This is a genomic window from Pseudoalteromonas sp. BDTF-M6, from assembly GCF_018334135.1.
Lineage (GTDB): Bacteria > Pseudomonadota > Gammaproteobacteria > Enterobacterales > Alteromonadaceae > Pseudoalteromonas.
The window spans coordinates 87,094-107,412 of record NZ_JAGXTQ010000002.1; the positions used below are offsets into that span (position 1 = coordinate 87,094).

Annotated in this window: 12 protein-coding genes and 1 pseudogene; 4 read left to right on the plus strand and 9 right to left on the minus strand. The window is 51.7% G+C overall.

From position 1 onward, the window contains the following. Nucleotides 1-30: 30 nt before the first annotated feature. Nucleotides 31-1,473, minus strand: coding sequence for an amidohydrolase family protein (locus KD147_RS04685; protein ID WP_212547084.1), 1,443 nt, complete (start codon nt 1,471-1,473; stop codon nt 31-33). 223 nt (nt 1,474-1,696) lie between these two features. On the opposite strand from KD147_RS04685, the gene KD147_RS04690 reads away from it, so the two are divergent. Both KD147_RS04690 and KD147_RS04695 read left to right on the plus strand, forming a co-directional pair. Then, complete coding sequence (locus KD147_RS04690; protein ID WP_212547085.1) at nt 1,697-1,930, plus strand: TIGR02647 family protein; 234 nt, start codon at nt 1,697-1,699, stop codon at nt 1,928-1,930. Between the two features lie 161 nt (nt 1,931-2,091). Further along, nucleotides 2,092-2,463, plus strand: coding sequence for a DUF3703 domain-containing protein (locus KD147_RS04695; protein ID WP_212547086.1), 372 nt, complete (start codon nt 2,092-2,094; stop codon nt 2,461-2,463). 78 nt (nt 2,464-2,541) lie between these two features. Here the strand turns inward: KD147_RS04695 and KD147_RS04700 are convergent, their stop codons facing one another. The 7 genes and pseudogenes from KD147_RS04700 to KD147_RS04730 form a co-directional block, all read right to left on the minus strand. Beyond that, nucleotides 2,542-3,174: a response regulator transcription factor gene (locus KD147_RS04700; protein WP_158677979.1), complete on the minus strand. Its 633-nt coding sequence runs from the start codon at nt 3,172-3,174 to the stop codon at nt 2,542-2,544. Beyond that, complete coding sequence (locus tag KD147_RS04705) at nt 3,167-6,652, minus strand: hybrid sensor histidine kinase/response regulator (RefSeq protein WP_212547087.1); 3,486 nt, start codon at nt 6,650-6,652, stop codon at nt 3,167-3,169. Before KD147_RS04705 ends, KD147_RS04700 begins: the two co-directional genes overlap by 8 nt. A 38-nt stretch (nt 6,653-6,690) precedes the next feature. Further along, the gene (locus tag KD147_RS16920; protein WP_212547088.1) at nt 6,691-10,425 is read right to left on the minus strand and encodes a S8 family peptidase; all 3,735 of its coding nucleotides are present in this window, start codon (nt 10,423-10,425) and stop codon (nt 6,691-6,693) included. Between the two features lie 18 nt (nt 10,426-10,443). Beyond that, nucleotides 10,444-12,693, minus strand: a complete 2,250-nt coding sequence (locus KD147_RS04715; RefSeq protein ID WP_105253413.1) for a hypothetical protein — start codon at nt 12,691-12,693, stop codon at nt 10,444-10,446. Nucleotides 12,694-13,062: 369 nt separating this feature from the next. Further along, a pseudogene (locus KD147_RS04720) lies at nt 13,063-13,443 on the minus strand (YbaN family protein); the annotation flags it as partial. Nucleotides 13,444-13,586: 143 nt separating this feature from the next. Continuing rightward, the gene (locus KD147_RS04725; RefSeq protein WP_105188699.1) at nt 13,587-14,906 is read right to left on the minus strand and encodes a porin; all 1,320 of its coding nucleotides are present in this window, start codon (nt 14,904-14,906) and stop codon (nt 13,587-13,589) included. A gap of 215 nt (nt 14,907-15,121) precedes the next feature. Beyond that, a complete protein-coding gene (locus tag KD147_RS04730) occupies nt 15,122-15,616 on the minus strand; it encodes a MarR family winged helix-turn-helix transcriptional regulator (RefSeq protein ID WP_105188698.1) in 495 nt (164 codons plus the stop codon). A 207-nt stretch (nt 15,617-15,823) separates the two neighbouring features. On the opposite strand from KD147_RS04730, the gene KD147_RS04735 reads away from it, so the two are divergent. Together KD147_RS04735 and KD147_RS04740 are read left to right on the plus strand one after the other, a co-directional pair. Further along, nucleotides 15,824-16,678: a D-hexose-6-phosphate mutarotase gene (locus tag KD147_RS04735; protein ID WP_105188697.1), complete on the plus strand. Its 855-nt coding sequence runs from the start codon at nt 15,824-15,826 to the stop codon at nt 16,676-16,678. Nucleotides 16,679-16,992: 314 nt separating this feature from the next. Continuing rightward, nucleotides 16,993-17,550 (plus strand): PQ-loop domain-containing transporter, encoded by a 558-nt coding sequence (locus KD147_RS04740; RefSeq protein ID WP_502710219.1) that lies wholly within the window; start codon nt 16,993-16,995, stop codon nt 17,548-17,550. 62 nt (nt 17,551-17,612) lie between these two features. Here KD147_RS04740 and KD147_RS04745 read toward each other — a convergent pair whose 3' ends face one another. Beyond that, nucleotides 17,613-20,141: a zinc-dependent metalloprotease gene (locus KD147_RS04745; protein ID WP_212547089.1), complete on the minus strand. Its 2,529-nt coding sequence runs from the start codon at nt 20,139-20,141 to the stop codon at nt 17,613-17,615. Nucleotides 20,142-20,319 lie beyond the last annotated feature (178 nt).

Genomic DNA, 20,319 nt, shown 5'->3' on the forward strand with positions numbered 1-20,319 from the left:
TTATTGCTTGTTGTTTAAACGCCGCAGCCCTTATTGAGCTTGTGCTTTAGCAACCTTGGCCTTCGCCGCATCGAGCATGGCTTGTAGACTGGCGCTGTTGTAGACCTGGCCACGGCTGATCACGGTGCGGATATCACGGGTATGACTGATATCTTCAAGCGGGTTGCTGCCAAGCAGCAGCAAATCGGCTTTTTTTCCCGCTTCCACAGCACCATATTCCGCCTCTTTGCCCAGCCACTTTGGTCCCGCAAGAATCGCACTTTGCAAAGCGCGCAGCGGGCTGAGACCTCCGTCGACATAAATGGCGAGCTCGTCATGCAATGCCTTACCCGGGTAAATATAAGAATTTAGGTAACCCGTGTCCGTGCCGGCCATGATGGTCACACCGGCCTGGTCGAGCAGCGGCAGCAGATCCCGGGTAGCACGATAGCGGGCTTTGCGCTCGCTGATCTCATTGGCATCGGCGGCGGCCTTTTGCGCGGCACGCTCCACTCGCCAACTGTAGGTGGCTTTAAGGCCTGGGCCAAGTAAATCGAGCTCCGGGTCATTCAGGTGATCGTCTTCGTCGATAAAGGCGATAATCTGGCTGCCTATCAGGGTAGGCACCACGGCGGTTTCGTTTTCGGCTAGGACGCGATATTTGCTTAGTGCTGTTTGCTCATCAAAATTGGCGCGAATGATGGGCAGGGCACTCCAATAGCCTAGCTCGCCACTGCGGACCTTAGCGGAGATCTCCGCTTCATTACGAGCACCGGCCTTAAGCAGGTATGGCATGTGTTCAATACCGTCAAGCCCGGCTTTAGACACATCGGTGACCGAGAGCGCAAAGGGAATATGACCACTGATCGGCAGGCCGCGTTTTTTCACTTCCTCTACCGCCTTCAGGTAGAGTTCGGGGGTCAGGGCACTGTCGGTGATCTTAATAAAGTCGACATTCATGGCCTCAAGTTGATCCAGGGCTGCATTCATTTCCGCCTCGGTTTCCACTTCAAGGTCGCCGGCCCAAATCGAGTCTTTGCCCTCTAACTTGGGTCCCGAGGTAAACAGGGTTGGCCCGAGCAGTTCATCGTTGTTTATTGCCGCACGCCAGGTTAACACCGAATCGCTCAGATCGGCGGCGGCATCGCGCACCGCGGTCACACCATGGGCGAGGTAAAGTGGTAACAAGTCCCGGTTTTCCTCAATCAGTTTGTCGCCGCCACCAAAGTGCACATGCATATCCCAAAGGCCCGGCATAATATATTGGTCCGTGCCATCGAGCTGGGTGGTGGCATTAATATGCTCGGCGTCTTCGCCTACCCAGATGATTTGATCGCCGCGGATTGCTACCTGCCGATCGGCATCAATGTTACCGGTTCGCACATCGATAATATCCACTTGGGAAATAAGCACATCGGCCTGCAAGGGCTCGGGAGTGCTGTTGCAGGCACTCACTAGCAAGGTGGCGCACAGCGCCGGGAAAAGTTTTTTCATCGTTATCTCCTCATTTTTACTGAGACTAACAGCGGTGCCCAGTTGCCAACAGTCGGATGCGATAAAGCGGGGCTGGGTGCCGATGAATCAGCAAGCGGGATGCGGGCAATCAAGCCCGTGGCTTATATTGAAATACGAAAATATGATTTGCCGCAGGGCAAAATTTGTTGCATCGTCTAGCATTAATACAAGCGTGATAATAAAAGCAACAAAGGAAAATAATATGCGTATAAATCAAGCCATGGTAGACGAGATGGAGTTGCTGGCTAAGTTTCCTCGCGCCAGTCATATGCAGGGTATTAAGGTGCATAGTGATGCCGATGAGGCCATGCGCGATGCGGCGCGGCGCCTTTATGATAAGGGGATTACCGATAGCCCGGATGGCGGCTACCTGACCGACCTGGGGCTGGATTTGGTTAACCACCTCGACACCTTACACAGCGCATTAAATTGTTAATGCCCTAATCTCTGAATGACCGAGGCAGCAAGCCCTTGCTGCCTGTTTCCCTTGCTCAGGCTTCTTGTCTTCAGGCTGCTGCACATTGAGTCCACAAAACCCTTGCCTTGGAGTGAACACTAAGGTTTATGCTGGTGAAATTCTTACCACAGGAGCACAGCATGAACTTTACCCAAGCAATTCGTTTTTCCATCCTGCGTGAGTTGGCACAGGCGCGCAGAGCCCGCCGGCTAGCCTTCAGGACGCAAGAGTTTAAGCATTTGGAGAATGCCCATGTGCTAGGGCAGGAGTCCACCTATTGGCATACCTACACCCATTGGCGGATGCTGGTGTGGGGTTGGCAACACAAGGTCTACCCCGAGGTGGCGGGGCAGGTTTTACGTCTTGTTGGCGCCCTGAGCAAAACCGCCATCGGTTTATTGCCAACGGGCAACACAGGGGGCGCTAATGTAAGCCCATTTAAGCCCATGCCACTTTCATCCGAGTGTGCTCAGGCCATAGCGCAGGCCAAGTCGCGATGCGCTAAGGGCTAGGTTAAACCGCTGGTGTGGACGCGCCGTTAATAACCGTTAAATAGGACGGTTGCGATCTTAAATGCAGATGTCCTAATGTTAGCGGCCTTCTTGCTCGATAAATATCTTACTGGCTTGCGTGCGATTACTGACCCCGAGTTTAGCGAAAATGGCAGAAATATGATTCTTGACCGTTTTCTCAGAGATATTGAGTGTGGATGCAATTTGCTTATTGGCATCGCCATTGGCCATGAGGTGCAGGACCTTGAATTGCGAAGGGGTCAGGCTTGCCAGTAACTCATAATGCCGTTGCTGTGCGCTGGGTAAGGGAGTGACGCCGACAGCTGTCGGGAATTGATATTCACCGGCAAAGATGCGCGTAAGGCTGCTAACTAGCTCGTTAATATCCACCGATTTCGATAAAAACTCTGACGCGCCGGCTTGCAAGCATTCCTGGCGAGTATCCTGACTATCATGGGCACTGAGAACGACAATGGGCAGCTCTGGATAGGTTTGCCGCAGGAAATAGATGCCACTGGCACCGGTCGCTCCTGGCATGTTTAAGTCCATGATCAGCAAGTCCAGTTCGCCATCATCTTCTTGCAGCTTTGAAAACAGAGCCAGGTAGCTATCGGCGTGCTCGATATAGGTATTTTCCAATCGGTTTAAGAGCGCACCTTTTAGGCCGGCTAAAAAAAGCGGATGATCATCGGCGATGAGGATCTTATTCATTGTTCTGTGCATCTCCCAGCTGTTGGATAAGCCATGACAGGCGGCTGTATTTAATTGGTTTGTTTAAAAAGCGATAACCAAAGTTAAGTCTTATTTGCTCTCTTATGCGGATGTCTTCCGACATGATAATGATGTGGCTTTTATGCAGCGCAAAGCGCGCTGCTATCTGGCCTGCGACCTCTGTCCCCAAGGCCCCGTTATCAAGATGATAATCGCAAATAATCATTTCCGGCTTGGGCCCAGGGTAACACAGCGCTTGTCCAGCGCTTAAAAACACACTCGGTGCAAAGCCACGCTTTGTGACCATGGCGGCCACTTCATTGGCGTAGGTTGGCTCATCATCAATTATCAAAACGTTTCTTGTGACCGAGGGGGCTTGTTGTGTCGTTACTCGCTTAGTGCTTTTAGGCAGAGTGAGAGTGAAGGTACACCCCTGTGCGCTGGAGTCCAGTTCTATATTAAGCGTGAGTATCTGACAGATTTGCTGCACTATGGTCAGCCCCAGGCCGCTGCCCGCATAGCTTTCGGTGCCTCGGAAAAAACTGTTGAAGACCTTGTCCTTAATCGCCTCGTTGATGCCTTTACCCGAATCTATGATAGCCAAGGTATAGGTCTGCTCCTGCGTTGCTAGTCGCAGCTCTATATTGCCTTTTTCCGGGGTGTTTTTGATGGCGTTATCCACGAGATTATTTATCACCCGTGCCAATAAAAAGGGATCGGTTTGCACCCAGGCCTCGGAATGCGCCGTGGTGAAGGTCAGTTGCTGTGACCTTTTTTGTGCAAGATGGGAAAAGCGACTCACACTCTCTGCAACCAGGGCGCATAGGTTTACTTCGCTTATTGTTGGCTTGACCATCTTAGCGTCAAATTTAGAGATGCTGACGATAGAATCAACCAATTGATCTAACAGTGTAATTTCATTGATTATCGCATCGCTATTGGAGCTGTCCGCAGGCAAGGTATTGAGCAGCTTTAAGCGAATGGCGTTCAAGGGGGCACGCAAATCATGGCTGGCGGAGGCAATAAAACGGGTCTTATCCAGGTTGGCTTTCACCGCAAGTTGTTGTTGTTCTTTATAAAGCTCTGTTTTCGCTGCTACTTCCTGCGCCAGCCGCTTGGCATACGACTCTTGCTCCTGATGCTTATGGCGAGAAAGCGCCAGCTCGGCATTTTTTAAACGCAATTTAACCACAAAGCCCAGCGCAACCAGGGCGAAGGCGAGGCCGATATACAGGGCAATCATGGAGGGCAGCAGGTAAAAAGGCGGTTTAACCTCAAAGCTTGATTGGATAAAGGCTTTTTCTACCGAGTCATAGCCGAGCACCTTGGCCTGGATGCGATACTGGCCGGGCTTGGGTTTGATCAAGGTGATATAGCGAGAACGACTGGGCAGCCATTGCGATGCCTGCGAGTTTTGGCCAATTAATCGATAAAGTAATTGGCCGCTCTCATCATGGGGCAAGCTGGCACTCATGGAAAACTCGATTACACTCGGGTCGGTAATGCGGATCCCCTCGCTAAGCGGTGTCGATTGGCCGTCAATGGACAAATCCGTAAAGGTGATTGAGGTTGGCTTGCTGTGGCTACCTAAGCGCTCTGGGTCGACCAGCAGCAACTCTGAGTTATTGGCGAAATAGATAAACCGATCCAGGCGGCCACAAAAGTCGGTGATGGGAATAGCCCCTAACCCTTGCGCGCCAGTATAGCTGTGCAGCGTTTTATCTTGACTGTGATAGACGCTCACACCATGGCGAGAGCTTATCCATATCCGCTGCTGGCTGTCCTCAACCACGCAACTGGCAGAGGGAATGAACCCATCACTGGGAAGTGGCAAGCGCGTCATACTGCCTGTCCCTGCCCTCGTATCCAGGGTAAAGATTCCTTCGTCTAGGGTGGTGATCCACAGCCGAGCTGAGGAGTCTAAAAACAGACTGGTCACGGCCTGAGCACCGTCGATGGTGTGCAACCGGGCTGGCTGGTTTTGGGCCAGTTGCTCATGCGCCAGTTCCATAACACCATGACGCTGACTGGAGATATAGAGCTTGCCATGGGCATAGGCCGTATCGATTACAGAGGCGAGCTCCAGGGGGAAGCTGCGCATTACTTGCAGCGCCGCATTATCAAATTGGGCCAGGTGCAGGTATTTATCATCGACCACCACATAGATATCGGCGTCTTTAAGATAGGCTAGATAGGTGATGGGCGCTTGTGGATCCGGGCGCCCATGAATGGGGTGCGAGGTATAGTCTAAGCCATTAAACAGGGCAAGATCATGGAAGTTTTTCACCGCGGTGGTGTGATCACTGATAAAACGCAGATTTGCGGTGTCGAGTCTATGCGGCAAGGTCTGCCAGCCCTGCGCTGGAGAAAATCTGTGTTGTTGGCTTTGGGTTAGGATGACTAATTCATCCTGATCGATAAATTGCGTGAGGATGGGCCCTTTAAAATCAGGTGCTTGCTCGCTCAGTGCATGAAATTCATAGGCCGTAGGAGAGACATGATAAAAGCCGTTGTTGGTGCCGATAAACAGCTCGTTGTTGTCGCCGATGTCGGCAGCCAGTGCCATTTCCGAGTTGCGGTAGCTGTTATTAAGGCTGGTGGGTAAGACCACCTGCTTGGGTATGGCCCGGTATCGGTCGATAATGACCACGCCACGTTTAGTGACCGCATACACTTGTTCCTCCCTAACCTGCAGATTCGAAATCATATTCGAGGGCAGGGTATTATTTTGTACGCGCAGATGCTTTTTAAGGCGGTTTTGCTGGTCGTAGACAAACAGGCCCTTGTTGAAAATACTGAGCCACACATGTTGATTGCTGAAGTCGACCCAAATGGCGCGAATATCTTCTTTGCCACGGGCCAGGTTCTCTAAATTGAACAGCCGGTGTTTGTCCGTTTGCCAGTTATAAAGCACCAGACCGCTCGATGTCATAAGCAAAATATGGGCTTGGTCATAGTGCGCAAATGAGTTTACCTGCGCGCCTTGGTAAAGCGCGCTGGAAATAATCGTCAGTTCATAAGTGCGTAGGTTTATTTCGAGCAGTTGCCGATTGGCCACGGCATAGGCCTTGGTCTCGCTAACAAAAATCATGTTAGTGACACGCTGCAGTAGTTTGTTGGGATCCGGAAAGGGGTGTGCCCGGAGGCTTTTGGGTTCAATTAACTCGATCCCCCCCAGGCCCAGCACCCAGATGAAGTCATCGCGGGCATGAATTTGGGTAATGGGATTAAAGCGAATGCCCTTGTCTTTTTGGGCGCTTTTTTTGAGTTGGATTACACCGAGCCCGTCGACTATGCTCACCCCGCCGGGGGTGGCCAGCCAAAGTCGGCCAAATGCATCTCTTTCGATGTCGTAAACACTGTTATGCGTCAGCCCCTTGGTGGTATCCCAGCGCGTGGCATATGGAGCCAGGTGTTCGATAGCCTGAACACTGCTTAGCCAAAACAGGCATTGTAGGATGAGTAAGCGAGACAGCATAAGCAAATGAGCTCCCCATTGGGGAGCTCCGAATGTGTTTATAGCAACTTTCGTCTAACTATGGCTGGCGCCAAGAGAATTAGCAACCAAAAGAGACTACCGGATGAGGAGTTGTTTTCGACCTCAACATTGACCCTGGCCGTCGTCGCGAATTCGCCATCGCTGACGGTGACTTCAAACACCAAAGTGGTATCTCGCTCTACGTCCGGTGTTTCAAGCGTAAGTTGGGCACCCGAAGTATTCGCTGCCATCGCTGCAGGTCCTTGTAATTGTTGCCAAACAATTTCAAGTTGGTCCCCATCTGGGTCGCTGCTGGCGGTCGCATCCAGGGTAAAGCTTTGTCCTTCTTTAACGCTTAGCGTCGAGTTAGATACGGTCGCTACCGGCGCATGGTTAGGGTTTTGCTGCACCAAGTTACCAGAGAGCTTGTCGCCTTTAGAGTTGCTCAAGGTAAACGTATGAACGAACTCTCCCTCAAGAGGCTGTGCCAGGACGGGGCTCAGGATCAGCGCCAGTGGCTCAGTTGTATTTGCCGGCTGTGTGGCGTTGACTAATAGGGTGTTACCCTCAACACGTACATGTTCGCTTTCTGAACTGGCAATAAAGCCTGGCGCCAGGGCGATATTGGCGGTGTAACTTACGTCTTCATCAAGGGGGTTAGGTGCGAGTGTGAGCGTCAGCTCTGTTGGCACACCCGTACTGATGTCTGTATTGGCCGCGGTTAAGGTCATGGCACTTGAAAGTTGGTTAACAATCACGCTGGTCGTGCCGTGAGATACCGACATGCCCGTGTATTGGTCTTGTTCGAACACTTCGATGCTGCCGTAATAATTGGTGTTAGCGTCGAGTTGTTTGTCCCACAAGATGGTGAAGGGCATCTTTTCAAAGGCACTGCTATTGGTTGCCGGTAAGACATTCATCGACACCCAGTTTTCCGGTGTGCTGCGCACTACGTCGATGGCGATAAGGTCTTCTTCGGCACCCGAGCCTTCATAGTTCCATGCCATTACCCAGTATTGGCCTGGGGCATCGCCGCTTAGGGTACACTGCTCACCCACATTGCGTGTGCTTGCGGCCACACAGACGCGTTCCACCGCTTGTGGTAGACCATCACCATTGGTGTCTAAGCCAACAAACAGGTCGGCATCCGTTGCTTGCGAGCGACCAATAATAATGTCCAGCGGCGCACCCTCAGCAACATCTAACATGAAAAACGCGGCGCCCTTGTCGAAGCTGTCGAACGGCGTGTTGTTATCATCCGCTGAAATTTTCAGCTCAGTCGTTTGCCCCTTGATAAGTGGGCTATGGGTGATAAAGATTTGCTCGGGGCGACGGAAAGCATAGTCTTTGATATCGAACCCGGCGTTTTGCCAGTAATATTCTTGCGACACCGTACTTGGCACATGTGCGACCAAGGGTTTAATGCGCAAAGGCAAGGTTAACGAGGGCTGTGTAACAACATCCGAGGTTATCTGCACATTGCCATCGATCCATTCGTCAGCGGCCCATTCACTGAATGTGGCGGCAATTGTCACCGTCACTTGCTCGCCGGCACTCAAGGTGACTTCGGCTGGGGTAAAGGTCATCTCGCTGATGTAGTAGTTGTAACCCTTTTGACTAAAGCGATAGGTGCCCGCTTGAGTCGCGGTGAAGGTTCGCTCCCAGGTACAGGTACCGGGACAGTTGCTGTCGATTAGATAAGGGACGTTAAGTGCCTTCGCATCGCCTTGCAGAGCCGGATTGGCCGCCATGAACTCTTCGGTGCTGACCGCCATGATTAAGCCTGCGTTGGCTGCTTTATCGACGCGGATCATACCGGCACCGCGATCCCAGAGGTCTGCGGATTGACCATCCTCGGCGCGGGTCATTTGACTGTTTGCCGTCATCATCAAGGCAGACTGTATCTGCGCGGGTGTCCAACTCGGGTTGATTTGTCTGAGAAGGGCGGCAGCGCCAGCAACATGAGGCGAAGCCATCGACGTCCCTGACAAGAAGTTGTAGTCGCTGGGCGTCGGGTTTGCGTTGAACGGCTGTTCGTCGGCGTAGGCGCCGTAAATATCGGTTCCCGGAGCGGCCAGATGTGGCGAGAGCAACTCAGGAAGAAAGCTGGTAGGTCCGCGAGAAGAGCTGATATTGACGATGTTGCCCTGGTCGCTTTTTCTCGTAGCAGCACCGGCATTGATGCTGATCACGGGCGCTGACTCGGAGCGAGCCCAGGCCAGTAATTCTTCACCCTGAGACTGGGTAATTTGCATACCTGCGATAGGGTATGGAATTGAATATTGCTCTGTGTTGCTGCCGTCGACGTTACGGATCACCACGCCCACACCACCGAGTTGAGCAATACGATCAACTTTGTCATAAAGGCTGATGCCACCGCGATCGCAGAGCACAATTTTGCCTTCTAGTTCGGGGTAGTCGCGCCAGGTAAAGAAATTACACTCCTTGCGAAAGCTATCAACATCACCGGCATACACCAGCTCGGCACTCACGGCTTCGCTAAAGCCACCCAGGCCTTTGATATCGGTGAAAGACACGGTTACACCGGGACCCGCACTCAGGGTTTTTTCCACAACTCGGTCATGACTGGCATTGGCAACCTGCGTTGTCCATGGCGCCAGGTGACCGACTGTGTTGCTTCCCGGACCTGAGTTACCAGCGGATAAAGAAACAAAAACACCCGCCTCGGTGGCCGATAGAAACGCCAGGTCTAACGCCGAGTTCCAAGGTTGAGGACCTTCAACGCTGGGGCCAATAGACATGTTGATAACGTCGACGCCCGCATTAATGGCATCTTCCACCGCTTTCACCATGGCGCCCATGTCACACCCGGAAACCGGTAAACAGACTTGGAATGAGACAATATTGGCGTGTGGAGCGACCCCGGATATCTGTGCGAAGTTGGTGCCCGCAAGGGGAGTGCCATCACTTTCTGGCGTGTTGCCTGGTTTGTGAACCGGCACATTGGTAAGCACATTTCCCGCTGCGGTAGAGGCAACGTGGCTACCATGGCCATTGTAGTCTTCGCCCACATGAGGGCGAACGTCACCAAAGCTATCTGTGATGCTGGCGTAGCTGAACACCCCGATCAACTTGTCGTTACAAAGACTTTTATTTTCTACACAGTCACCAAGGTAGTTGCCGCTGCCCAGCGGGTTGGTGTGTGTATAACCGTCACCGCCGGTGGCCTGGAATGAAGGGTGGTCGGTGTTTACGCCCGAGTCGATAATACCGACAACCACGCCCTCGCCCTTGGCGCCGATGGCCTGCATCGTTTCACCATTCCAAATAGGCTTGGCACCAATAAATTCCGGGCCTACATCGGTTTGCATTTCATAGCTGATTTGGCGTTCTACCTTCAACACGTTCGGTAGGCTGAGCAGCTTTTCGGCCTGCTTCTCGGTCAGCTCCATAGACACGCCATTAAAGACGGTGTCGTAGCTGTAAAGGATCTCTTTCTTTTCACCCAACAGGCTTTGCGCCTCTTGATGAAAGGCCTGCTGCTGGCTTTTTACCTGCGCTTTAAATTGTTGAGCAAACTGAGTCTGAGTATCGAGCTTGCCTTTAAACGAAGGTTCACTCTGAGCCGCAAATGCCAGGGGCTGTCCACGTAAGTGCACAAAATAACGATTGGTTGCGCCCTCGTGGTCCTTGTTTAGGACCGTGTTGACCTTATCTTCAAAAGAAAAGGGTTTGCTGAATAGGGCCTGTGGGCCTGATGCACTGGCCATGCAGCTCATAGCCATGCTGATGGCGATTAATGACTTCTTCATAATAATTCTCTTCACTTGTTACTTGGCGTGGCGTGGACGACGGAATAAGCAGGCACCGAATAGAGCCAGCAGGCTCATGCCAAAGGAGCCACCCGATTTGTTGTTGGTTACATTGACGTCCACCTGGTGGGTCGCAGATTCACCATGGGCATCGGTGACGGTCACCGCCAAGGTGGCTACCTCGTCGCTATCAACAAAAGGAGCACTGCCCTGAGTGGTAAGCGACTGGTTGTTGCTGAGCGTGATGCTTGGGCCGCTAACTTGCTGCCATTCAATGTTAACTGGGCCTTTAGCGCCGCTGAGCGCCAGATCTATGTTGAAGTGGTTGCCTTCTTCCACATTCACGCTGCGGGTACCAGATAAGCTGGGCTGTTTATCGTTCTCGATAATCAGGGTGATGTTTTTGGTGGTGACCGTATCGCCGTCGTCGACGACCAAGGCGAAGGTCAGACTGGTTTCTTCTTTAACCACCGGGCTGGTGAATTTAAGCTCCATCGCCGCCGGATCAAAATCGACCTCGGGACCGCTGGTTTGCAACCATTCGATATCCAAAGACGCATTGTCGGGATCGGTTACTTCCGCAGACACCACTACCATTTCATCTTCGCCGGCCTGAACCTGCTCCGGGAGCGCGATAGTTGGCGCATCATTGATTGCGGCAATGTTGAGTGTGTAGGTCATGCTGGTTGAACGGCTGCTGTCGTTTTTATCGGCAAGCGTGACCACAAACGGCAGTTGCCCTGAAAATTCCGGGGCGGGGGTGATGCTCAGATTAAGCGTATTTGCGCTCACTTGTGCACTGAACTGGGTGTCGTCTTCTGTGTTTACGCTGGCAACCGTGACGCTATATTCGCTTTGAAGCTCGTCCACAAAGGGGATGCTAAACGCAAACGCTTCATCTTCATTGGTGTGCAGCGGGGTTTCGGGCCATGCCAAACGCAGACCTGATTCAGTGCCAACCTCGCCGTCCTGGCGAATACTTTGTACTTGCACCGGGGCGTCGCTCGCGAACGAAACACGCAGGCTGGCAATGGTTTCGCCAAAGGGAGAATGGGCAATACTGTGACCATTGATCACACCCTGGACATCGGCAATGACTTGATTATTGAACACCTGGCCATCTTGGCTAAAGTCAACGCGGTAGAGGTTTTCGGTTTGCGAGGTGTAGTCTTCCGATTTGGAGTAAACCCAGGAAAAAGTATCGTTATAGCGACTCAAATAACCTGCTGAATAATAACCAGAATCTTGCTCGTCGCCATACAGGATAGGCGCTAACGACACCGGCTCGGAACCAAGAGTAAGGGTACCATCATGACCCACATGTTGCATAAACAGACCATAGTTACCGAAGTTGGTGCGCGAAAGCTGTGCCGCCCAGGTCACCACATAGCCCTCATCGGTGGCAACAATGGATGGGTGCGCGACAGTATCGAATAAAAAGTCATCACCATGAGACAAACGCAAACCCGAGTTGGGGAACTGCAATTTGCCGTCGGCATCGATATGTTGATAGAGAATGTTACTGTTAAATTCCGTTGGGTGAGACCAGGCCAGGGTGACACCGCCCATGCCATCTGCGACTAATGAGGCTGCGCCAAAAGAGCGGGGGGGCAGTTTGATATCACCAAACATAATGGGCTGTGGCGACTCTCCCCACAGCGGCTTACCATCAAAATCATATTTTTGGATAAACAGAGAGTTGGCGCCATCGCTCTCGCGGACTCCGGTGAATAAAACAACAAGGCCATCTTTTACCGGCGTAAATGAGGAGAAGCGTGTTGAGCCCATTTGCTCCGCCGTGCTCCAAAGCTCGTTGCCTTGCTTGTCGAGCATGCCAACCGCCACTTTGGCTGAACGAGACATGGTGTCGTAATCAAGTGCATAGAAGAGCTTGTCACCAGCGCTTGTGAGGTGCACAGGTAAAGTGCGTCCTGCATCTTCGGGAGCGGGTATGAATGGTGTCTCCCAGCCCGGCGTGCCATCCGCATTGGTTTTAAAAATCATGGTGCCATAGGGGTACACCTTTAAATCTTCAATGCCAGTGTAGATAGCCCCTTCGTCATCTAACATCATTGACCAGGTCAGGATGAATGACTGTTGGCGCTCATAGAGGGTTTTTGCTCCCTGCTCCCAGGCGAAATCGCCGTTGCGGTCCAGCTTATTGATTAGAAAATCGTAGCCGGTTGTTGGATCGGAGTAACCAATAACGATATTACCCTGATGATCAACCAGTGTTTGGTGTGATGCGGCACCTTCAGTGGCTGTCACAAAAGAGGAAGTATCACTCCCCCATTTTGCTAACACTGGTGGTGTCATGCTCATGCTAACAGCGAGCGCTGTTGCCGATAGAAGAAACCTCATAGATACTCCTGTTAATGACTTGTTGTATTGAGAACTGAGTGATTATTCATCAGCACAGGAGCGGATGTAATCGATCAAAGGTCCCAAATCATCTGGGAAATAAGTCCTATAAGGCGTTAATGTGCTGTGACCAGGGAGTAGAATTAGAAAGGGGTAATGTTGTTTTTTCGTAACTTAATATCTTGTTAAGTAGAGCAAAAATAAGTGATGTGTGAGGAAGAAGATGGCCACAAAGGCAGTTAATTGCGGAGAGCTTGGGTAAAGGGACTCGGTGCGGCTTGGGCGGCGGATCAGGTAAGCCAGTACGCTGGCCTCGACGGCCGCCACCAGTACCACGGCATAGCTTGGGGCCGCTGAAAACATCATCATATACAGGCCGATGCTCATGCCTAGGGCCGCCAGCCATTTGGCCTTGGTTGGGACCACCCTATGCTGGCGCCAAGCCGATAGAATGGGTCCGAACCTGGGGTGCTCAAGCAACCAGGCTTCAAGGCGCGGGGAGGAGTGAGTAAAGCAGGCCAGGGCGGCGATAAAAAAGATGGTGGTCGGCATCACGGGCAGGGCAATGCCCACTATGCCCAGGCCGACAAAACCTAAGCCTAGCGCTTGCAAGGCAAGGTTCTTGTAGCGTTTTAGATGCCGACTAAGGGCAGTTATCAGGCTCACCACACAATTCCACAACCCCTGTTAGGGGCAGTGTACTAAAGCCTGGTTAAGGCCGCTATGGCTTTTTTCTAGCGATGATCAAGCCCAGCACTGGTTGACGGTTGATTTAGCAAAAAGGGCCTCGCGGCCCTTTTTTAGAAGTAATATCCGATGTTGATATTAAAGCGACGCTCGGTTTCGTCACTGTCGCCGGCGATGGAGCCACCAACAAACGGCTGGTTCTTCGCATGCACCAGATCGAAATAGGTGAACAAGCCGCCTGCGGCCACCGAGAAGCCGGTGACATTCATCCAGGTATCGGCACTGTTATCCGATTTGTCGTAGATGATGCCGTAGTCGTTGTAAAACTGCAGTCCGGTTACCGCGCCCCATTTTACTGGCAGGCTGTAGGCAATGTTGGCATTGGTCATGGTTGCCTCGGCAGCGATGCTGTCGTAGAAGGAGTATGCGCCTACCGCCATGCGATCGACATTATCGATATCATAGTTATATTCACCATGCTGCAACTGGAAATTCCAGCGGCCCAGGGTGCTATTTAGGTGAACCGCCCAGGCATAGTAATCGCCCACACGGTCGTTTCCATCGTGCAGGTCGCCGCGCAAGCCAGACACCCCTAGCTCGGTTTTGCCACCCTTGTGGTCAAGGTGGTAGCCATAGCGACCGGAGAAGGTATTGTACTCGCCAATGGGGTTGGTTGGTTCGGCATAGATGCCGTCATCGGCGCTTCGAAAACCAACGACATCGTAGGAGTAGCGATCGCTGCGGTTATCGACATAGCCGTCGACGCCGCCGAGTTCATCGTTTTTGAAAAAGCCGAGATCGAGCTGCCAATTGTCGGCAATTTTGCGCTTAAACAGCAGGCCAAGGTCGTGATCGTCCTCCAGGCCCACGTAATAGGTGGTGCCGAAGAAATAGTTGTGCGAGTTATAAGGCCAGTTACCGAAAGGTACCTTAGTGATACCCGCTTGCACCTGCCAGTCGTCGGCAAAATCATAACCCACATAGGCATATTTTACCGCGGTCATATAGTCGAAGAAGCGGATCTCGGCATTGAGCTCCACGTCACCAATGTCGCCGGCGAAGTTAATGCGGAATATATCGAAATCGAAGTCGCCGCCACGGTTTTTATTATCGTCGTCGTAGGAGGTGTGGCTATAGTTGGTGCGAACAGCTCCGCCTACGCGGATGCCATCTTTCTTCTCTTCGCCGTGTTGCGCTGCGCTCTGCTCAAGCTGCTGCTCCTGCTGGGCGATGCGCCGCGTGATTTGTTGTTGCTCTTGTTCTTGCTGCTTGGATTTGCGTTCTGCCGCTTCGAGCTTTTGCTGCAACTGTTGCATTTGCTGTTGCATTTGCTCAAGTTGCTTTTTCATGGCCTCCAATTCAGGGTTGGCCAGTGCCGAGCCGGATATCAGGGCTAAGCTTACCGCCAATGCTGTGCTGTTGAAATTAATCATAATAACCTTTTGTTGTGGCCCGTTCCCCTAGCCTAGACTAAGTTTCGAGTTTTTACGAAGGTAGGCCCGGATTCGAGGCCTCTAGCAGTTTAGCGACCGAGTTTTTCAACCGAGTTTTTCAACCGTGAAAAACGGGTGGCCGTGGCTATGCGTCTCATCGAGCCCAAAGATGATTAATTAGTGTAGCAAAAGCAGAAGCTTAGGTTAATGGGGGATTACTCGCCCTTGTTGCTCTCTGGGTGCTTGGTAATAGCGCCTACCTCAAGCAGAGGAGAAGCATCCAGGTTGTCGGCATCCATCATGGCGGCGATGCGTTGCATGGACGATAGCAGCAGGGTTTGTTCCCATTCGGCAAGGTTGCTGAATTTGTCTATAAAGTGCTCTTGCAGTGGCTGCGGCGCCTTGTTTAGCAGTGCCGTTCCCTGTTCGGTAAGATAGAGACTGACGCGGCGCTTGTCGAGCTGACTGCGTACCCGGTTAACCAGATCGCGGCTTTCCAGGCGGTCGAGAATGTTGGTAACCGTGGCCGGACTGAGATTCACGTTTTGCGCGATGCGGCTGGCGGTAATACCGTCGGTTTGAGCCACCTCATTCATGATCAGCAACTGGGGGCCGGTTAATCCCGAGGTTTTATTCAGCTGTTTGGAATGCAGATCGATAGCGCGAATAACCTTGCGTAGGGCAATTAACAACTCATCATACTTTTGCATTTCCAATCTCCAACATGTAACCCCGCCATTATACCCGTAAAAAGCGCCTCGAGCACCCTCTGCGCACAAACGGGTTCGACTAAGCGGAAGTCGTTGCAGAGTTGCTGTGTTGATGACAGGGTGATGAATTATTTTGCCCATATGTTTATTTAGTGCAGGACTTTGGGTAAGGTGAATCAGCTCCGCTTTATCGTTAAGGATTGAATAATGCAGCTTTCATCGAGTGTTTCTATTAACCATTGTGATTCCGGTCTTGAGTATTTGCAGGTGGACTCGCCTTTGTGCCAGGCGCGCATCTTTCTGCAAGGCGCACAGCTTACCCAGTACACTCCTGCATGCGGTAAAGCGCTCATTTGGGTATCCGCAGAAGAAGATTTTCAACCAGGCAAGAGCATGCGTGGCGGTATTCCCATTTGTTGGCCCTGGTTTGGGGTGCATCAACATCCGGACTGGCCGATACATGGCGTTGCCCGGGTGTTGCTGTGGCGAGCCGAAGAAGTGCAGGAAACCCAAGACGAGATACGCATCAGCCTGTCCTTGCCCATGACTCAGGTCGACAGCGAGTTCTGGCCCCATAAAACCAAGTTAAAGGTTGAATACGTGCTCACCGCCAAGCAGCTTGAGGTGCGTCTAACCAATACCAATCTAGATGATCATGTTATCCAGCTAACTCAGGCGCTACATACTTACTTTCCGACACCGGATATTACTCAAACCGAGGTCGATGGTTTGCAAGGAGCGCAATATATTGAGTTTGGCGAAGGGCCTTTTGAGCAACAAGAGGTGGTGCGTTTTGGTCGCGAAACCGACATGGTATACAGCGGTGCCGCTGCGCTGCAGCGTATTCGCACTCCCGATGGCACCATAGAGGTCGAGCGGAACAATTCACATTCTTGTGTGCTGTGGAATCCTTGGGTAGAAAAATCCAAACGTTTATCTAACTTCGCCGATGATGAATATCACCGCATGCTTTGCCTGGAAGCGGCCAATGTATTGGACGATAAGGTGGAGCTGGCGCCGGGTGAAAGCCACACCCTAAGCACCCTGATACGCTGGGGTTAAGCTCAGCGCTATTTAAAGCCTTGGCCCGGCTACCGCTATAGGTGGCCTGGCTATGCCTAAGGCTCGGTATTTCCTTTGTACGAAAATATTTACAGCGGCCCCTAGACCGTCTGCCCCTTCATGCTTGCCAACAATTCACGCAAATATACAATGCGCGCCTCCTTTAAAATCGTTAAAAATCATATATTTACAAGTTGAAACTTGGCATTAACCCTGATTTTTAATAGTTAACTTTTTAATTACTAAAAGAGGTTGCCTTGACTCAGTACTTAGCCCTGCTTGCGTCCTTGATTCTGGCTTTTAGCTTTTTGCCGATGCTAAATAAAATCCGTAGAAATCGGAGTGTGTCCGGGGTTTCTCTGCTGATGATGAGCTTTGGGGTGGCACAGAGCATTTATTTTATCGCTTTTAACCTCTTTTTTGAGCGCTATTACATGGTACTGCCATTTGTCGTAACAGGGCTGCTCAGTGCGCTGATCCTCTACTATTTTATCCGGTATAACGCCAGTGCCAGCCAGCGTCGACGCCTGTTAATTTTATTGACCGGTACCTTGTTACCCTTTGTCCTGCTGCTCAGCGCGCAGATTGATGCCGGTGAGTTGCTCAATGCCTTAACCTTTGTGGCGCTGCTGATGAGTTCTATTCGCGTTATGCCGCAAACCTACAAAACCATACGCAGTGGCGATGTGTCTAATCTCAGTGCCCGTTACTTTATTCTACAGTTTATTGCCGGCGCGTTTGGTCTGCTGGCGGAGCTGGCCATGACCACGCCGAGTGTGGCGCATGTGCTGAATTTTGTGATGATCCTCTTAACCAATGCGGCGCAGCTGGCGTGTATTCAATATTATCGCCAACGCCCGGCCATGGCCTAGGGGAAAATAGATCATAAAAAAGGCCACATGATGTGGCCTTTTTTGTTTCTGAGTTCGCAAGCTTAAACGGTTAATGCCTTGTCGATAAGCAGGTCGATATACTGCTTATTGGCCTTGGCCGCTGCGCTGGCACCCCAGGCAACATTTTGGTCGCGGATATGCTGCAGCTGCGATAATGCCGCCGCCTTGGCTAGGTTGTCATAGCCACTTGGCTTCTTCACGCCGGCGATGGTAATCAAGCGGTTGACGTATTCCACCTGCAGGTTATGGCTTAGGCTGCTGGCTTCCTTGGCGTCAACAAAAATAGCCGCGGTTAGATCCTGCATCATGGTGCTTAAATCGTACTCGTTACCGTATAGGCTGGAGTCCGAAATACGCTGCAACACATTCTTATGCAGTAGCTGATTAAGAACCCCTTGCTGCATGGTCAGTATCATCGCATGCGCTTTTGGATCTTCATTCTTACCATAGTGATTAAAGCCACGGCGCTGTTGCTGCAAGTAGTTGTACAGCGGCTGCATGTCTTTAAGCACATCTGGGGCAAAGACCTTATCGGCCAACACCTGCATGGCTTCCTTTTGACGTGCTAGCGGCACCGGTGTAAATGGTGCCTTGGCGTTATCGCTGCTAACCACGTTACGTTCGACGTAAATACCGCCGATTTGGCGAGAAATAATCTCGGCCTGCCTTCTATACTGACCGGCAAGGATATTCGCCGATACCACTAACTGCTGGTAGCTCTCCCCCTCGACCAGGGCTTTGGTTTTAAGCTCGGCCAGCAGGCTTTCCACCAGTGCCATACGGTCCGCGCCATAGGCGACAGGGTTAGACGAGAGGTCGCCAATCATAACGCGTGGATCGATATGGCGGCCCGGGGCACGCATATCGTCGGCGTCATTACCAAAGGCCAGTTGATGTTCTCCCGAGCGCGAAAGAATTTGCTCTAGCCGTGCCTGCTCGGCCTTGGCATCTTCCAGGGCCTGGCTATAGCCGAATTCAATGGCCCAATCGTCATAAGGTCCAGGCTTGGTTTGGAAAAAGTCGCCTTGCTCCATACCCTTTGGCGCTATGTTGGCAGGAGCGTAGTCCATCACCGAGCCGGTGACTATGCCCTGAGTCAGGCTCTTATCATGCACCTGCTTTTCATCCCATAAGATGGATGATTTCATATTGTGGTTCAGGCCCAAGGTGTGGCCGACCTCATGTAACACCAACTGGGTGAGGCCCTGGCGCAGGATTTCTTTGTCGCTAATGTCGGCACCGCTTGCCAGGGTGCTGGCCAGGATCATGTTTTGCTGCAGCTCATGGCCAAGCGAACAGTTGAGCTCCTGACCGTTGGCTGGGTTATTGGCGAGATAGGTAGCTTCAAGGCTGGCGGCACCCTGCGAATACAGGGTGTCGTAAATCCAACGGTTTTTCATAAACACGTATTCAAGCATGATGTCTGAGCCGAGGATTTGACCTGTGAGTGGGCTGGCTAAGGCCGGGCCATAACCGCCGAATGGTGGGCGAGGTGAAGAGGTCCAGCGTAATACGTTGTAGTTGATATCACCGGCATCCCAATCGGCATCGTCTGGCTGTACCTTCACAACTAGGGCATTCTTAAAGCCGGCTTTTTCGAATGAACTGTTCCAGGCCAGTACGCCTTCTTTGATGGTTTCGCGCCACTCTACCGGAGTGGTATTTTCAATCCACCAGACGATGGGCTCAACCGGCTCGGATAGCTCGGCACTCGGATCTTTCTTTACTAGATTCCAACGCTTTATCACGTCTTTATAAGGCGCCCAATCCGCCGAGGTCATGTCATCGAACTGGTTACTGAAGTAGCCGATACGCGCATCGTCGTAACGCGGCTGATAATTGTTCTCTGGCAAGGCCACAAAGGAATGTTGCACCTTGATGGAAACCGAGCGCGGATCGCTAATGGCTTCTGAGCCACGCACGCTGGGGTTGGCGTTGTTAAATACGTAGTCGACGACGATATCGATATTATTGGGGTAAGGACGATGTTTAATAATGCGTGATTTTTTGTCGTCCAGCTTGCCCAGTTTAAAGCGCTTCTTGGCGTCTTTGTCATCCGGGTTGCTCCACGGCGATACCTTGTGCAGCGCTTCGCTTAGGAATAACTGGTCTACTTTAAAAGCGATTTGACCATTTTCTTCCACTTCAATCGGCAGACTGGCGAGCACGGCTTCGCTGATATTGGCTTCAGCAGCGCGAGCAATGGCGCTGTCGGCGTTAAACTGATAACGCGGGGTCTCGCTAACTATGTCGATGCGGTCAAAGTAGCGACGAAATTCAATCAGTTTGGTTTCACGGTAGGCACCACGGAAGTGTCCGGCATCGGTCACACCATCAACGGTATGTGCGAAGTAAACATAGGGTTTGTTAAGTTGCGCTTCGGTGATCACCATCAGGTTGTCGCCGCTTTTCGGGTCTTGATAAAAGTCGAATACGCCATCGTAAAGGATATGCTCGGCGGTGGTTTGCGCCAGTGTTTTAGTTTTTTCTTTTTCTTCTTTGTCTTTGGCCAAGGAGGCCTGGCTGCCTAGCGCGAGACTAAGGGCCAGCGTAAGAGTAGAAAGTTTCATTGGGTTCCCTGATGTTGCTTGTTGTTAGCAAATCAGTTTACTGAAACTGGCCGTTGAAAAAACCGCGAGCTGTTGAGAACCCGCCCGGACATCGTTATTTTATATTTAATGCATTGATAAATTTGAGTTTTTACTTTGTAACAAAGTATGGCAAAAGATGCTTTATCGCATTCCATGT

Coding starts and splice junctions, on each gene's coding strand:
- KD147_RS04745 (WP_212547089.1), bottom strand. CDS start 20,141: ATGAAACTTTCTACTCTTACGCTGGCCCTTAGTCTCGCGCTAGGCAGC.
- KD147_RS04740 (WP_502710219.1), top strand. CDS start 16,993: ATGCTAAATAAAATCCGTAGAAATCGGAGTGTGTCCGGGGTTTCTCTG.
- KD147_RS04690 (WP_212547085.1), top strand. CDS start 1,697: ATGCGTATAAATCAAGCCATGGTAGACGAGATGGAGTTGCTGGCTAAG.
- KD147_RS04700 (WP_158677979.1), bottom strand. CDS start 3,174: ATGAATAAGATCCTCATCGCCGATGATCATCCGCTTTTTTTAGCCGGC.
- KD147_RS04705 (WP_212547087.1), bottom strand. CDS start 6,652: ATGCTGTCTCGCTTACTCATCCTACAATGCCTGTTTTGGCTAAGCAGT.
- KD147_RS04730 (WP_105188698.1), bottom strand. CDS start 15,616: ATGCAAAAGTATGATGAGTTGTTAATTGCCCTACGCAAGGTTATTCGC.
- KD147_RS04685 (WP_212547084.1), bottom strand. CDS start 1,473: ATGAAAAAACTTTTCCCGGCGCTGTGCGCCACCTTGCTAGTGAGTGCC.
- KD147_RS04725 (WP_105188699.1), bottom strand. CDS start 14,906: ATGATTAATTTCAACAGCACAGCATTGGCGGTAAGCTTAGCCCTGATA.
- KD147_RS04735 (WP_105188697.1), top strand. CDS start 15,824: ATGCAGCTTTCATCGAGTGTTTCTATTAACCATTGTGATTCCGGTCTT.
- KD147_RS04695 (WP_212547086.1), top strand. CDS start 2,092: ATGAACTTTACCCAAGCAATTCGTTTTTCCATCCTGCGTGAGTTGGCA.
- KD147_RS16920 (WP_212547088.1), bottom strand. CDS start 10,425: ATGAAGAAGTCATTAATCGCCATCAGCATGGCTATGAGCTGCATGGCC.